The organism is Paraburkholderia graminis, from assembly GCF_003330785.1.
GTDB lineage: Bacteria > Pseudomonadota > Gammaproteobacteria > Burkholderiales > Burkholderiaceae > Paraburkholderia > Paraburkholderia graminis.
This window is the reverse complement of the sequence record NZ_CP024935.1, coordinates 992,632-1,007,421: the sequence shown is the minus strand read 5'-3', so window position 1 is coordinate 1,007,421 and position 14,790 is coordinate 992,632. Positions and strand designations below refer to the sequence as shown.

Sequence of the window (14,790 nt, the reverse complement as noted above, 5' to 3'; positions counted from 1 at the left end):
CCTGCGAGACTGATTTCCCCATCCCGCGATTGCGGTTTTCTCGCAACGCAGGGGGTTTTCCGTCGTCTGGATATTGGGCATCGCGTCCCCATCTAAGCGAATATGACTTCAGCCGCCACCGCCACCACGACAGCGACCACGACCGCCGCCACCCCGCCCGCTGCGCATGCAGCCGAGCACGGCGGCCCGCTCGCGGCCTTCCACCCCGCGGTGGCCGGCTGGTTCCTGAAGACCTTCCCCGCGCCGACCGACGCGCAAGCCGCCGCGTGGCCGCAGATCCGCCGTGGCCGCTCGACGCTCGTCGCCGCGCCGACGGGTTCCGGCAAAACGCTCACCGCGTTCCTGTCCGCGCTCGACGATCTCGTCCAGCAAGGTCTCGCGAACCACGGCGCGCTGCCCGACGAAACGCTGGTGGTCTACGTGTCGCCGCTCAAGGCGCTTTCCAACGACATCCGCCTCAACCTGCAGATACCGTTGCAAGGCATCGCCGCCGAACTCGACGCGCGCGGGCTGCCGCCGCTCGACATCCGCACCGCCGTGCGCACCGGCGACACCACGCAGCAGGAGCGCAACGCGCTCCGAAAGCGCGCGCCGCACATTCTCGTCACCACGCCGGAATCGCTATACGTGCTGCTCGGCTCGGACTCGGGCCGGCGGATGCTGTCGACGGTGCGCACGGTGATCGTCGATGAAATCCATGCGCTCGCGGGCAGCAAGCGCGGCAGCCATCTGGCGCTCAGCCTCGAGCGGCTCGACGCGTTGTGCGGCCGCCGTCTGCCGCGTATCGGCCTGTCCGCGACGCAAAAACCGGTGAGCGCGGTTGCGCGATTTCTCGTAGGCGGCGCGAGCATCGACAGCGATATTCCGGCTGATTGCGCGATCATCGACGTCGGCCATATCCGCGCGCGCGATCTCGCGCTGGAAATCCCGCCCGTGCCGCTCGAAGCGGTAATGCCGAACGAAGTGTGGGAGCGCGTCTACGACCGGCTCGCCGAACTCGTCGCGCTGCATCGCACGACGCTGATCTTCGTCAACACGCGGCGCATGGCCGAACGCGCCGCGCGTCATCTGACCGAGCGGCTCGGCAAGGAGGCCGTCGCCGCGCACCACGGCAGCCTCGCGAAAGAGCATCGTTTCGACGCCGAACAGCGGCTCAAGCGCGGCGAACTCCGGGTACTGATCGCGACGGCGTCGCTGGAACTCGGCATCGACATCGGCGACGTCGATCTGGTCTGCCAGATGGGTTCGCCGCGCGCGATCGCGCCGTTTCTGCAACGCGTCGGACGCTCGGGCCACCAGGTCGGCGGCATGCCCAAAGGCCGGCTTTTCCCGACTTCGCGCGACGATCTGATCGAATGCGCCGCGCTGCTCGATTGCGTGCGGCGCGGCGAACTGGACGCGCTGCGCATTCCGCGCGCGCCGCTCGACGTGCTCGCACAACAGATCGTCGCCGAGGTGTCGAGCGCCGAATGGAGCGAGGACGCGCTGTTCGACCTGATGCGACGCGCCGCGCCCTACGCGGAACTCACGCGCGAGCAGTACGACGCGGTGCTGCGCATGCTCGCCGAGGGCTACACGAGCCGCAACGGACCGCGCGCCGCCTACCTCCATCGCGACGTGGTGAGCGGCACGTTGCGCGGGCGGCGCGGCGGCAAACTCGTCGCGGTCACGTCGGGCGGCACGATTCCCGAGAACGCCGACTATGCGGTCGTGCTCGAGCCGCAAGCGATCAACATCGGTACGGTCAACGAAGATTTCGCGGTCGAAAGTCTCGCGGGCGATGTGTTCCAGCTCGGCAACGCGTCGTACCGGATTCTGCGGATCGAAAGCGGCCGCGTGCGCGTCGAGGATGCGCAGGGCCAGCCGCCCAACATTCCGTTCTGGCTCGGCGAGGCGCCGGGCCGCAGCGATGAATTGTCGTTGGGCGTCGCGCGGCTGCGCGAGCAGATCGCGCGGCTGCTGGAGGCGGACGAGGCGGCGGCGTCCGCGGCGCCACTCATTGCGCAGTCGCCGAAGACGCGAGCGCGGTTGCAAAGCAAGCGGACAACGAATGGCGAAGCGCCCGCCGAAGCCGAGCAAGCCAAGCAAGCCAAGCAAGCCACAGAGGTCACAGAGGTCACAGAGGTCACAGAGGTCACAGAGGTCACAGAGGTCACAGAGGTCACAGAAGTCACAGAGGTCACAGAAGTCACCCAGCCGACACAAACCCCCAACAACCCCATGCCCGCGCGCCTCGAACGCGCGATCGACTGGCTCATCGCCGAGCTCGGCCTTGACGAAGCCGCGGCGCGTCAGATCGTCGACTATCTCGCACGGGCGCGCGCCGCGCTCGGCGTATTGCCGACGCATGACACGCTCGTGATGGAGCGCTTCTTCGACGAATCGGGCGGCACCCAGCTCGTGATCCATGCGCCGTTCGGCAGCCGCGTGAATCGCGCGTGGGGCCTCGCGCTGCGCAAGCGCTTTTGCCGCCAGTTCAACTTCGAGCTGCAAGCGGCCGCGACCGAAGACGCGATCGTGCTGTCGCTGACCGGCAGCCACTCGTTCGTGCTCGACGAAGTGTGGCGCTATCTGCATTCGGCGAGCGCCGAACATCTGCTGATCCAGGCGCTGCTCGACGCGCCGCTTTTCGGCGTGCGCTGGCGCTGGAACGCGACGACCGCGCTCGGACTGCCGCGCTACACCGGCGGACGCAAGACGGCGCCGCAATTGCAGCGCATGCGCAGCGAGGATCTGCTGACGAGCGTCTTTCCCGAACAGGCCGCGTGTCTCGAGAACGTGGTCGGCGAGCGCGAACTGCCGCGTCATCCGCTAGTCGATCAGACCGTCGACGACTGTCTGCACGACGCGATGGACAGCGAGCGCTGGATCGCGCTGTTGCGCCGTATCGAAAGCGGCGACGTGCGGCTCGTCGCGCGCGATCTGCCTGCGCCCTCGCCGCTTGCCGCCGAAATCCTCAACGCGAAGCCCTACGCTTATCTCGACGACGCGCCCATCGAGGAGCGTCGCACGCAGGCCGTGCTCAACCGCCGCTGGACCGATCCGTCGAGCGCCGACGACCTCGGCGCGCTCGACCCCGACGCGATTGCGAGCGTGCGCGACGAAGCCTGGCCGCAGGCGCGCAGCGTCGACGAAATGCACGAGGCGCTCACGGGCCTCGCGTGCATCACCGAGGCTGAGGCACGCGGGAACGAAGGCTGGCCGCAATGGCTCGAGTCGCTCGCGCAGTCGGGCCGCGCAACCCGCCTGCAAATTGCCGCCGACGCCGCCGACGCCGCGCTGTGGCTGCCCGCCGAACGGCTCACCTGCTTCGCCGCGCTTTACCCGGAGCCGGACGGCCCGCGCTTCGCGCCGCCGCTGACCGCGCCGAAGGGCTACACCGACGAGTGGACCGCCGACGACGCCCTCGTCGACGTGCTGCGCGCGCGGCTGACCGGCTTCGGCCCGCTGCCCGCCGCTGCGATTGCGGACACGCTGCGGCTGCCGCAGACATCGGTCGAACAGGCGCTCATCCGCCTCGAAGCCGAGGGCTATGTGATGCGCGGCCGCTTCACGCCGCAAGCGCTCCAGGCACCCGACGCACCCGGCGACGAATGGTGCGAGCGGCACCTGCTCGCGCGCATCCACCGCTACACGGTCAAGCGCTTGCGCCGCGAAATCGAGCCGGTCGAACGCCACGACTTCATGCGTTTTCTGTTCGAGTGGCAGCATCTGACGCCGGACACGCGCAGCGAAGGCCGCGATGCGCTCGCGGCCGTGCTCGAACAACTGGAAGGTTTCGAGGCCGCGGCCAGCGCCTGGGAGGAAGACATTCTGCCCGCGCGCGTGAAGGCGTACACGAATACTTCGCTCGACGAACTATGCCGCGCCGGCAAGATCGTCTGGACGCGGCTCACCGAGCGCTCGCGCAGCGCAGCGGGCCCCGTGCGCGGCACGCCTATCGTGTTGCTGCCGCGTCCACAGGTGCGCGTATGGAGCGCGCTGATCGATCCGGCGCGTCAGCCGGAGTTGTCGCCGCGTGCGCAAGCGGTTCACGACGCGCTGTCGCAACACGGCGCGATGTTCTTCGACGAATTGCTGCACGAACTTCGCGTCTTGCGTATCGAACTGGAAAACGCGCTCGGCGAACTGGTGGCGGCCGGTCTCGTGAACTCGGACAGTTTCGCGGGCCTTCGCGCGCTGCTGAAGCCGGCCGCCAAACGCAATGCTTATTCCGGCAGCCGGCGTGTGCGCTCGACGGCGCTGATCGGCGGAATGGACGATGCCGGGCGCTGGGCGCTCGTCAACCGCCCTGTTCCTGCGGCCGTCAGCGCGAACGAGGCGCCGCCGCAATCACTGCAAAGTCCGCGGCGGCGCACGTTGCCGCCCGAGATCGTCGAACATGTCGCGATGACGTTGCTGCGGCGCTACGGCGTCGTTTTCTGGCGCCTGCTCGAGCGCGAAGCCGATTGGCTGCCGCCGTGGCGCGATCTGCTTCGTGTGTATCAGCGGCTCGAAGCGCGCGGCGTGATTCGCGGCGGCCGCTTCGTCAATGGATTGGCCGGCGAGCAATTCGCGTTGCCCGAAGCGATTCCGTTGCTGCGCGAAGTACGAAGGCATGCGAACGATGGTGCTTTTGTGTGCGTCGGCGGCACCGATCCGTTGAATCTGGCGGGCACGCTGCTGGTCGGGGAACGGGTGCCGGCTGTGGGCGGCAACCGCGTTCTGTATCGTGACGGCGTCGTCGTGGCCACGCTGGTTGCGGGCGCGTTCTGGTTCGACGCGTCGCTCGAAGCAAGCCCGGCTGAGCGCGAGCGCGCGCGGAGTTGGCTGACGCGGCGCTTCTGATGCCTGGCGCCGCGTAAGCGGCGTAAGCCGCATCAGCCGCGGGCGCCGCGCGCCGGATGCCCCATGCGCGACGCCCCGATGTAAAGAATGCCTCACCACGCACCCTCCACACTCCCTTTTACCGATCGACGCGCGCGCCACACAACCGCGCGTCCTTCATTGTTTTATGGCCCGAATTTCAGTGGCTTCGCTACAATGGGCCGTCTTTAAGTATGATGAAGACTGTCTGCCGCTATCCGCCATCAGGGCCGAACGGCACACCGCCCGGGGATTCCATGAATGACGACCAACACGAGCAGGTGCTTTTTGCGCAGTTCGGCACAAGCAGCCCTTGCTGGCGTCTGTCGAGCGACAGCAACGCGCTCGAACTGACGCCAGTCACCGGGGACGTGCCGGCCAACGTGGCCATTCCGCTGAATCCCCAGCAGGCATCGCAAATCCGTTGCCTCACGGGCATCACCTCGCATGTGGTTCTCGACGTTCGCCTGTTCGGCGAGCCGCTGCGGCTGCATCTCGTCGGCAGAAAAATCAACAGCATCAGTTGGGCGGGCACGGCCTCGGCTTATGACGACACGGAGTCGGTCGCGCGCGATCTGATGCATGGTTTGTCGTTCGCCGAGCAGGTCGTGTCGGAAGTCAATTCTGTGGTTGTGATCGTCGACCGGCATGGGCGAATCCAGCGCTTTAACCGCCTCGCCGAAGAACTGACGGGCGTGAAGGAAGAGAACATCATCGGGCGCAATGTGTGGGCGCTGTTCATGTCCTCGGAAGACGGCGCGGCGTCGAGCCAGAACATTGCGGGCTTCTTCAATCGCGGCGTGTCGTACGAAGTCGAGCGGCGCGTGAAGACGCTGCACGGCGAGCGGCTCTTCCTGTTTCGCAACAAGTTCGTGCAAAGCGGCAGCGGCATCGACGAGCAATATCTGATCTGCTCGGGCACCGACATCACCGAAGAACGTCTCGCGCAGGAACGCCTGAGGCAACTCGCCAACACCGACTCGCTCACCGGCCTGCCGAATCGCAATGCGATTCAGGACTACATTCGCACCGCGATCGAAGAAGCGGCGCCCGGCGAATCGGTGGGCGTGCTGTTTCTCGATCTCGACAACTTCAAGAAGGTCAACGATCACTACGGCCACGTATTCGGCGACCGTCTGATTCGCGACGTGTCGGCCGCCATCGGCATGTGCCTGAACGAAGGCGACACACTCGCGCGGCTCGGCGGCGACGAGTTCATCGTGCTTGCGGCAAAAGGCACGGCGCACGAACTGGAAGCGACCGCGCAGCGCATCCTCGAACGCATGCGTACGCCGTTCAGCCTCGGGCTCGTCGAAGTCTATACGGGCTGCTCAATCGGCATCGCGCGCTATCCGGAACACGGCGACAACCTGGAGTCGCTGATCCGCTCGGCCGATACCGCCATGTACGTCGCCAAAGACGAAGGCAAGCGCACGCATCGCGTGTTCTCGCCGGAGATGAACCGCAAGGTCGCCGAGTACATGTGGCTCGACACGAACTTGCGGCGCGGCCTCGACGAAGGCCAACTGACGCTGCACTATCAGCCGAAGCTGGTGCTTTCAACCGGCGTGGTGCAAGGCGTGGAAGCGCTGGTCCGCTGGAATTCGCCGGAGCGCGGGCAGATCATGCCGGCCGAATTCATTCGTTATGCCGAGGAGTCGGGACTGATCGGCGTGCTCGGCCGCTGGGTCATGGAAACGGCCGCCAAACAGGCCGCCAAATGGAAAGCGGACGGCTACAACCTGCGCATCGCCATCAACGTGTCGGCGCGGCAACTGGTGGACACCGCCGTGGTCCGGCATTTCACCGAAGCGCTCGCCGCGGCCAATCTCGAACCCTGCCTCGTCGATGTCGAGTTGACCGAGAGCTGCCTGATCGAAGACGAAGCCGCGGCCATCGACCTCATCAAGCACTTCCGCCAGATCGGCGCGCAGGTGCATCTGGACGACTTCGGCACCGGCTATTCGTCGCTGTCGCAACTGGGCCGCATTCCGCTCGACGTCATCAAGCTCGACCGCAGCTTCGTGCGCTCGATCAACGCCGACACGAAAGCGCAAGCGCTCGTGCGCTCGATGGTCGTGGTCGCGCAGGAACTCGGCTTCAAGGTGGTCGCCGAAGGCATCGAGACCGAATCGGAAGAAGCCTTCATGAAGGGGCTGGGCGTCGAGTACGTGCAAGGCTATCTGTACGCTCACCCGATGCCCGCCGCCGATTTCGAGCGCTGGTTGCAGGACCGGCAGAAGCTCAGGCTGATCGCCTGAGCCTGTCAGCCGCGACGGGCACGGCGGGCCGCATCGCGATTGAGTGCGCTTGAATGCGCTTGATGCGATAGAGTCAGCCGAAATTGGCCGCGCTCGCGGCCGTCTGCCGCAGGTTGGACGTGCGGCGGTTTTGCAGCATCACGAGCCGTTCCATGAAGGCGAGATCCTTCTCTTCGATCATGAACGCGGCGTCGACCCAATCCTCGGTGATCTCCATCAACTCGGCGCGCGGCAGTTGCAGCACGCGCTGACGTGCACGCAGCATCGCGCGGATGCCGTTCATTTTCGGCTTGAGCGTGTCGATGAACGTGCGGGTCGCCACATACGCGTCGCCGGGTTCGAACAACTGATCGACGAGCCCTTTTTCCTGATGCCACTCGGCCGTATGCGATTCGCCGCCGCCGATCAGTTCCTCGGCGAGGCGCATGCCGGCCTTGCGCGCCACGAGCGAATAGCCGCCCATGCCGGGGAACAGATTGAAGGCGATTTCGGGGAAGCCCATGCGCGCGTCCGACTGCGCGAGCAGGAAGTGATGCGCGAGCGCCGCCTCGAAGCCGCCGCCGAGCGCCGTGCCCTCCACCATTGCAATCGAGATCGCGCCGGTGTCGAAACCGCGCGCCGCCGCATGAACGCAGTCGACGCAAGCGCGCGCATACGCCATCAGCGCCTGGCGCTTGCCCGAGCGGATCGCGTCGGCGAAGAAATCGAGGTCGCCGCCCACGTTGTAGATGTTCGGAATCAGCGAACCCGTCACCCAGAAATCGATCGGCAAGCCCGACTCGCGCGCTGCCTGCGCGAGCCCGAGAATGTCGTGCACCAGATCGAGATTGAAACAGGGACGCGGCTGCGCACGCAGCATCATCCACATGACATTGCGGCCTTCTTCGTAGTAAGCGGCGATTTGCGACAGATTGCCGGCTTCGAGGAACGGGCGGCAGGCGTGGTGGTTATGCAGATTCATTTTGAACGGTCCTTTAAGGTTAAACACTGATATTGCAGTGCGAGCCTAAAACAGACCGGAATCCGATGGGAGCGGGATAACCAACAGAGCAACGCAAGGAAATGTCAAACCCTTGCGCGGCGGGCGTCGCAGCGGGGCGATTCCGTGCCGTGACGTGCGCTGGCGCGCAAACGCTTGCGCGGCCAAAATGGTGCGAGATAGCGCGATGTTTTGCACTATCGATGGAAAGGCCCGGTGGCGCGTGTGAGTGAAAATGCGCGTTGAAAAGGTGAAAGAAAAAGCAATAAAGGCCGATTAGACGAGCCAGTCGAAATTGCTGCTTGCGAATGGGGTTTTGTTGGTGGGGTGGCAGACGGAATATGTATATTGCATGAATGCGCAACCGCTCGTCGGCATGATGAAGGCTATTGGAGCAACGCCGACCAGCGCGCGACTTCATCCGCGCTCATGCCGACCGCGAGTGCCGCCGCAGAGATCTGCGTCCACGTGGCGGCGTCGACGGGAACGCCGTTGGCTTCGCGCTCCGCGCGCGTGACGCGCTCCGGTTCGCCCGGCTCATAGATGCGCTCGGTGCCCACCGCGAGCGGCGAAGCCTTGATCCATGCGATGAAGGCGTCGGCTTCGGCTTGCGCGTCGGGGGCATCGAACGCGGCCGGATCGACGATGACCGACAGCATGCAGTTGATGATCGCGTTAGTCGTGCCGAGCGTGTCCGCATGCGTGGTGAAGCCGCCCGCGAGCGCACCGCTGAAAATCTCGCACATGGCCGCGAGCCCGAAACCCTTGTGGCCGCCGAACGGCGTCAGCGATCCGAACGGCGCCTCGTGCATGACCTTGGGATCGGCGGTCGGCACGCCTTGATGGTCGATGAGCGCGCCGGCCGGCACCTGCTTGCGCTGGTTATACGCGACCCGCGTCTTGCCGTAAGCCACGGTGCTGGTCGCGAAGTCGAGCACGAGCGGCGGCTTGCCGGGCCGCGGATAAGCCGCGCAAAACGGATTCGTGCCGATACGGCGGTCGGCGCCGCCGAACGGCGCGACGAGCGGATCGCCGGCCACGTTGACGAAGTGAAACGACACGAGCCCCGCACGCGCGCACTGCTCGGCCCAATGACCGATGCGGCCAATGTGATGCGCGCCGCGCAAGCCCACCGCGCAAATGCCGATGCGCTGCGCGCGAACGATGCCCGCTTCCATCGCCTCGAAGGCAACCACCTGGCCGAAGCCCTTGTGGCCTTCGACGGTGAGCACGGCGCCCGCGTCCTTGACGACTTCCGCATGCAGATTCAGTTGCAGTTGCCCGTCGGCCAGCGAAGCCGCATAGCGCGGAATCATGCCGACGCCGTGCGAATCGTGCCCCGTGAGGTTCGCCGCCACCAGATGATCCGCGACCAGCTCGGCTTCGCGCGGCGCGCTGCCGGCCCGCTCCCAGATCGCTCTCACGTAGGCGTGCAGTTGGTCGGCCGCGATGCGGGGCGTGCTGGATCGAGCGAGATTGTTATCGGTCATGCGAAGTTAGGCGCTCGAAATCGAGCGCTCGAGTTGGGCACTTATCGGCAGCGAAAATTAGCGACGAAGATCAGCAACGAAAATCCGCCCCCTCAAGGCGCGGCTGCAATCACCTCAGCCACCGCCGCCGTGAGTTTCCTGCCATACGGCACATGCAGAAACTCATTCGGGCCGTGTGCATTCGACTTCGGTCCCAACACGCCGCACACCATGAATTGCGACTTCGGGAAGCCCGCCTTGAGCACGTTCATCAGCGGGATCGTGCCGCCCTGCCCCATGTAGGCGACATCGGCGCCGTAATGCTCGCGCGATGCGTCGTTGAGCGCGGTGGCGAGCCACGGCGCGAGGTCGGGCGCGCTCCAGCCGCTCGCCGCGCCCGCGTCCGGCTTGAACGTCACCTTCGCGTTGTACGGCGGGTCGAATTCGAGCAGCGCCTTGAGTTCCGCGACGGCCTTCTCCGCTTCGATCAGCGGCGGCAGCCGCAGCGACAGCTTGAATGCGGTACGCGGACGCAGCACATTGCCGGCGTCGGCGAGCGCGGGCAAGCCGGCCGCGCCGGTCACCGACAGCGACGGACGCCACGTCGAATTAAGCAACGCCTCTTTCGGATCGGTCGTGGTGGGCAGCACCTGACGGCCGTCCTGGCCGCAAGCCCACGGCAGCTTCTTCCACACATCGTCGCCGAGGATCTGTGCAGTGGCTTCGGCTTCACGCAGACGGTCGGCGGGAATCGGGCTGTGAAAACCCTTCGGCAGCAGCGTGCCGTTAGCGGCGTCTTCAAGCCGGTCGAACAGTTGCCGCATGATGCGGAAGCTCGACGGCGCGATGCCGCCGTAGCCGCCCGAGTGGATGCCTTCGTCGAGCACCTGCACCTCGAGATCGCCGGCGACGAGTCCGCGCAGCGACGTCGTAAGCCACAATTGATCGTAATTGCCCGCGCCCGAATCGAGGCACACGACGAGCCCGACGTTGCCGAGCCGCTCGCGCAGCGCGTCGACGTAGGGCAGCAGATCGTAGCTGCCCGACTCCTCGCAGGTTTCGATCAGGCCGACGCAGCGCGGCCGCTCGACGCCTTGCGCGTCCAGCGCGGCGATCGCGGTGATGCTCGCGTAGATCGCGTAGCCGTCGTCGGCGCCACCGCGCCCATAGAGCTTGTCGTTCTCGAGCTTCGGCGTCCACGGACCCAGGTCGCTGCGCCAGCCGTCGAACTCCGGCTGCTTGTCCAGATGGCCGTACAGCACGATGGTTTCGTCGCTGCCGGAACGCGTGGCCGGCGTCTCGAAGAAAATCACCGGCGTGCGGCCCGGCAAGCGCACGATCTCCAGCTTCAGGCCGCGCACCGGCTGCTGCTCGACCCATTGCGCGGCATCGGTAATCACGCGCTCCAGGTAACCGTGCTTGACCCACTCGGGATCGAACGCCGGGCTCTTGGCCGGCACCGCGATGTAGTCGGTCAGCGCGGGCACGATCTCGTCGTTCCATTTGCGGTCCACGAACTCACGGAGCGTGTCGGGGTTAAGGCGCTGGGTCTGCTGGGTATCGTCGGAGATCATGGTCGCGGTCCGTAACGGTTTCGTTCACTCGAAACGAACATGATAGTCCTGATGGCGAATGTGCTGAAGGGTTCGTCGCTCATCGGTGCAACGCAGCGCGGGGCTGCACGCGCGGAAGCCTTTCAACGAAGCTGCACGTGGCAAACAATCGCGCGACAATCGATGTGAGGTGCCTACGTCGCGTAAGACACGCAGGTCGCGTTTCGGGGAGGCGGCATATGAATGAGCGTGTTGCCATTCAGATCATCGCCGTGGTGATCGCGCTGGCGCTGTATTTCCTGCCGGCGATTCTGGCCGACCGCCGCAAGCGCGTCGACGTGCTGACGCTCGCGCTGTTCAACGCGTGCATGGGCTGGACGGTGCTTGGCTGGCTGCTCGCGCTCTACTGGGCGTTGCAGCCGAACCCGCCGAAGGATCTCGCGGGCGAGGTGGTGGAAAAACGGAAGCTGGTGCGGATGCGCGCGTTTTCGTCGGCGCTGCTGCTACGCGTGCAAAGACGCGACACGGCGCGCGATCATCCCGACAGATAACAAGCGCGCAGCCGTGCGCTCACAGACGACGGCCTTACGCCGCGCGGCCGATCCGGTTCCACTGCACGGAGCCGGCCGGAATACAGCGCGGCTCGGCGCGCACGCTGGAAGGCGAAAACATTTCGCGACGCAGTTCGCCGTGGTCGTCGAACCATTCGCAGATCAGCCACTCGCCAGGATTGAGCGCCACCGGTCCCGCATACGTGACAGTCATGCGCGGGCCTCCGTCTTTCAACGTGACGACGTCGCCGGCGGTGAAGCAGGCGGGCGGCGCGGCAAGTGCGTCAATGGTAGCGGTTAGCATTTTCAATCCTCTACGGAACCGTTGGCAGTATTTGAATGATTGCGCCAGGCATCGGTCCGACTTGTTCAGGACCGACTGAAGAACACCTCTAAAGCGCGTTCAGATTAACAATCGAAATTAAAGACGGCAAGCGCTTTTTATTGAAAGCGATTTCATAGGGACGATAAAGACATTATGACGCACTGCAATTGCGGGTTAAACCGGAGGCGCTCCCCGCAAGGCCGCGGACAGCCGTGTGCGGGAGCGCACAGACCGCAAGAATTACTGCCACGGGCCGTGGTGCGGGTAGAAACTGCATGGCCAAAAATGCTTCATAAGTGAAACAGATTTCGGCGCGGATAACGACATGATGCTATTTGCCAGCGATTCTCAATTACCTATGAATGACTCGCTCATCGGTAAATGCGCTGCAATTAAAAATGAAAACCGTGTGAAACAGCTTAATAATTTTCGCGATGTTATAGCGATGAAAACGATTACCTGGCGCGTCGTTTTCAAAGCGTGCGCGCCGAGCGCCGCAACGCGAGCTGCTGATGGCGCACGAGCAGCACGCTCAAGCCGATGCAAACAAACATCAGCACCGCGTTAATGGCCAGGCTCAACTGGAACGCGTGGGCGTACGCGGCCGGCGTCGAACCTGCGCCGCTCCCGCCGAGTGCGCCGAAGAATGCGCCGCTGATCGCTGCGGTGCCGAACGCCGAGCCGATCTGCAAGGTCGATGAAACCACGCCCGACGCAAGCCCCGCTTTTTCGGGTGCGACTTCGAGCAGCACGATGCGCATGATCGACGGCAGCAGCAAACCATGACCGACGCCCGCGCACACGAGACCCGCGTAGAACGCGAGGTCCGGCGCGGCGGCTTCGCTTGCGGCCCAGCCGGTTATCGTGAAGCCTAGCGTCATCATCGAAAAGCCCAGCGTGAGCACATGCCCGCCGATGCGCTTCACGACCGCCGGCGAAGTCAGCGGCCCGATCACGAAGCCGATCGCGAACGGCATGATGGCGATACCGGACGCGAGCGGCGTCCAGTGAAGGCCGGTTTGCAGATAGATGCCGTAGGTCAGGAAAAACGCGCTGTTGCAATAGAACAGAAACGCGAGCACGAGGCCGAGCGCGAACGCGCGGTTGCGGAACAATTGCAGATCGACGAGCGGATGCCCGCCGCCGCGCTCCACGCGCTTTTCGGTGGCGACGAAGAGCGCGAACGCCGGCACCGCGAGCGCGAACATCGCGAAAGTCCATGCGGGCCAGCCGGCTTCGCGACCGTGCGTCATCGGATAGATCACGAGCAGCAACACCGCGGAAAGCAGCGCGACGCCCTTCATGTCGAGGCCGGTGCGCGTGGCGGGCTGATTCTCGGGCACGAACTTCCAGGTGCCGAAAAACGCCGCGACACCGATCGGAATATTGATCAGGAAGATGATTCGCCAGTCGAGGCCGAACGGGTGATAAGTGATCAGCGCGCCGCCGCCGAGCTGCCCGACGATCGACGAGAGGCCGAATACGAAGCCGTAAAAACTCATCACGCGGGTTTGCTGATGCAGCGGCACGACGGCGCGGATCGTGGCGAGCACTTGCGGCGCCATGATCGCCGCGGCCATGCCCTGGACGATGCGCGAGATCACCAGCATGTGGCCGCTCGTCGCGAAACCGCACAGCGCCGACGCAATCACGAAGGCGGCCATGCCCGTCATGAACATGCGGCGCCGGCCGAACAGATCGCCGAGCCGTCCGCCGGTAATCAGCAGCACCGCGTACACCGACGCGTAGGCGGATACGACGAGCTGCAGTTGCGCGTCGGTCGCGTTCAGGCCGGTGCGAATCGACGGCAGCGCGAGGTTGACGATGAAGTAGTCGAGCGGCGCGAGAAAAGCGCCGACGAACAGCACGGCCAGCGCGAGCCCCTGGCGCGCGAAGCGCGGCGCGGGCGGGTCGGCCGCGGGCGCGGTGTGCGCGGTGTGCGCGGCGCTCGCCGCAACCGAGCCTGGACACACGGCGACGTGCGAAGCACTGCAACCTGCTGCGCGTGACACGCCGGCCAAAGCAGCGGACGAAGGGGACGAGATAGACGAAGACGGCGAAACAGGCTCAGATTTCATGACTGATCGTTCAATAAATCGGCAAAAAAATTTAGACGAGGGCCCGCATCGCGACATCGACGATGCCGGTCAGCGCGTCTTCCTTATGGGCAACGCGGCCCAGCACGCGCAGACCCTGCATGACGCACAGCAGGAAATCGCCGACGGCTTTTTCGTCGAGCGTGGAATTGAATGCGCCGCTTGCCTGACCGCGGATCACCGATGCGGCCAGCAACGTAGCCATGCGGCGCTGGATGGCGGCGACGCGGCTGCGCAACTCGTCGTCGCCGGGCTGCATTTCGAGCGTGGTGTTGGTGATGAAGCAGCTACGCTCGCCGGACAACCCGCACGCGACCCGCGCGTAATGCAGCAATGCATTGCGCAGCGCCTCTTCCGGCAGCACGGGTGCGTTCAGCCGCTCGGCGAGACGCGCCACCGAGCCCTCGGCGTAGTGATCGAGCGCGGCGAGCATGATGCCGTGCTTGTCGCCGAATACGCCGTACAGACTGCCCCGCTGCAGACCGGTGGCTTTGCAAAGGTCGTCGATCGAGGTGGCGTGATAGCCGTGGTTCCAGAACACCTGGCTTGCGCTGGCGAGCACGGCGTGTGTGTCGAACTCGCGTGGCCGGCCGCGCGAGCCGATAGGTCCCGCCTTCTTCGGCGACGAATGGGGTTGACCGGTTGGCTTCATGCAACCGATATTATGACTAACCGTTCAACAAATCAACCCGGAATCTCGTAGGCTGCGCG

General features: G+C 65.1%; 9 protein-coding genes. 3 read left to right on the top strand and 6 right to left on the bottom strand.

Going from position 1 to position 14,790, the window contains the following annotated elements; all coding sequences use genetic code 11:
- Positions 1–102 precede the first annotated feature (102 nt).
- Positions 103–4,827 carry a DEAD/DEAH box helicase gene (locus CUJ91_RS22720; protein ID WP_114157208.1) on the top strand — a complete coding sequence of 1,575 codons (4,725 nt, stop codon included), beginning with the start codon at positions 103–105 and terminating at the stop codon, positions 4,825–4,827.
- 275 nt (positions 4,828–5,102) lie between these two features.
- Positions 5,103–7,106: a cyclic di-GMP phosphodiesterase gene (pdeR, locus tag CUJ91_RS22715; RefSeq protein WP_006046946.1), complete on the top strand. Its 2,004-nt coding sequence runs from the start codon at positions 5,103–5,105 to the stop codon at positions 7,104–7,106.
- A 73-nt stretch (positions 7,107–7,179) separates the two neighbouring features.
- On the opposite strand, the gene CUJ91_RS22710 is transcribed toward pdeR, so the two are convergent.
- The 3 genes from CUJ91_RS22710 to CUJ91_RS22700 form a co-directional block, all read right to left on the bottom strand.
- Positions 7,180–8,067: a crotonase/enoyl-CoA hydratase family protein gene (locus CUJ91_RS22710; RefSeq protein WP_029965677.1), complete on the bottom strand. Its 888-nt coding sequence runs from the start codon at positions 8,065–8,067 to the stop codon at positions 7,180–7,182.
- 404 nt (positions 8,068–8,471) lie between these two features.
- Positions 8,472–9,575, bottom strand: a complete 1,104-nt coding sequence (locus CUJ91_RS22705; RefSeq protein WP_114157207.1) for a malate/lactate/ureidoglycolate dehydrogenase — start codon at positions 9,573–9,575, stop codon at positions 8,472–8,474.
- Positions 9,576–9,667: 92 nt separating this feature from the next.
- Positions 9,668–11,128 carry a M20 family metallopeptidase gene (locus CUJ91_RS22700; protein WP_114157206.1) on the bottom strand — a complete coding sequence of 487 codons (1,461 nt, stop codon included), beginning with the start codon at positions 11,126–11,128 and terminating at the stop codon, positions 9,668–9,670.
- Between the two features lie 218 nt (positions 11,129–11,346).
- On the opposite strand from CUJ91_RS22700, the gene CUJ91_RS22695 reads away from it, so the two are divergent.
- Entirely contained in the window at positions 11,347–11,658 is a 312-nt protein-coding gene (locus CUJ91_RS22695; RefSeq protein WP_006046942.1) for a superinfection immunity protein, read from the top strand.
- Positions 11,659–11,692: 34 nt separating this feature from the next.
- Here CUJ91_RS22695 and CUJ91_RS22690 read toward each other — a convergent pair whose 3' ends face one another.
- The 3 genes from CUJ91_RS22690 to CUJ91_RS22680 form a co-directional block, all read right to left on the bottom strand.
- Positions 11,693–11,962, bottom strand: a complete 270-nt coding sequence (locus CUJ91_RS22690) for a YodC family protein (RefSeq protein ID WP_006046941.1) — start codon at positions 11,960–11,962, stop codon at positions 11,693–11,695.
- 494 nt (positions 11,963–12,456) lie between these two features.
- On the bottom strand, positions 12,457–14,061 hold the full coding sequence (locus tag CUJ91_RS22685; protein WP_114157205.1) for an MFS transporter: 1,605 nt from the start codon (positions 14,059–14,061) through the stop codon (positions 12,457–12,459).
- A 31-nt stretch (positions 14,062–14,092) separates the two neighbouring features.
- Positions 14,093–14,731: a TetR/AcrR family transcriptional regulator gene (locus tag CUJ91_RS22680; RefSeq protein ID WP_114157204.1), complete on the bottom strand. Its 639-nt coding sequence runs from the start codon at positions 14,729–14,731 to the stop codon at positions 14,093–14,095.
- Positions 14,732–14,790: the final 59 nt, after the last annotated feature.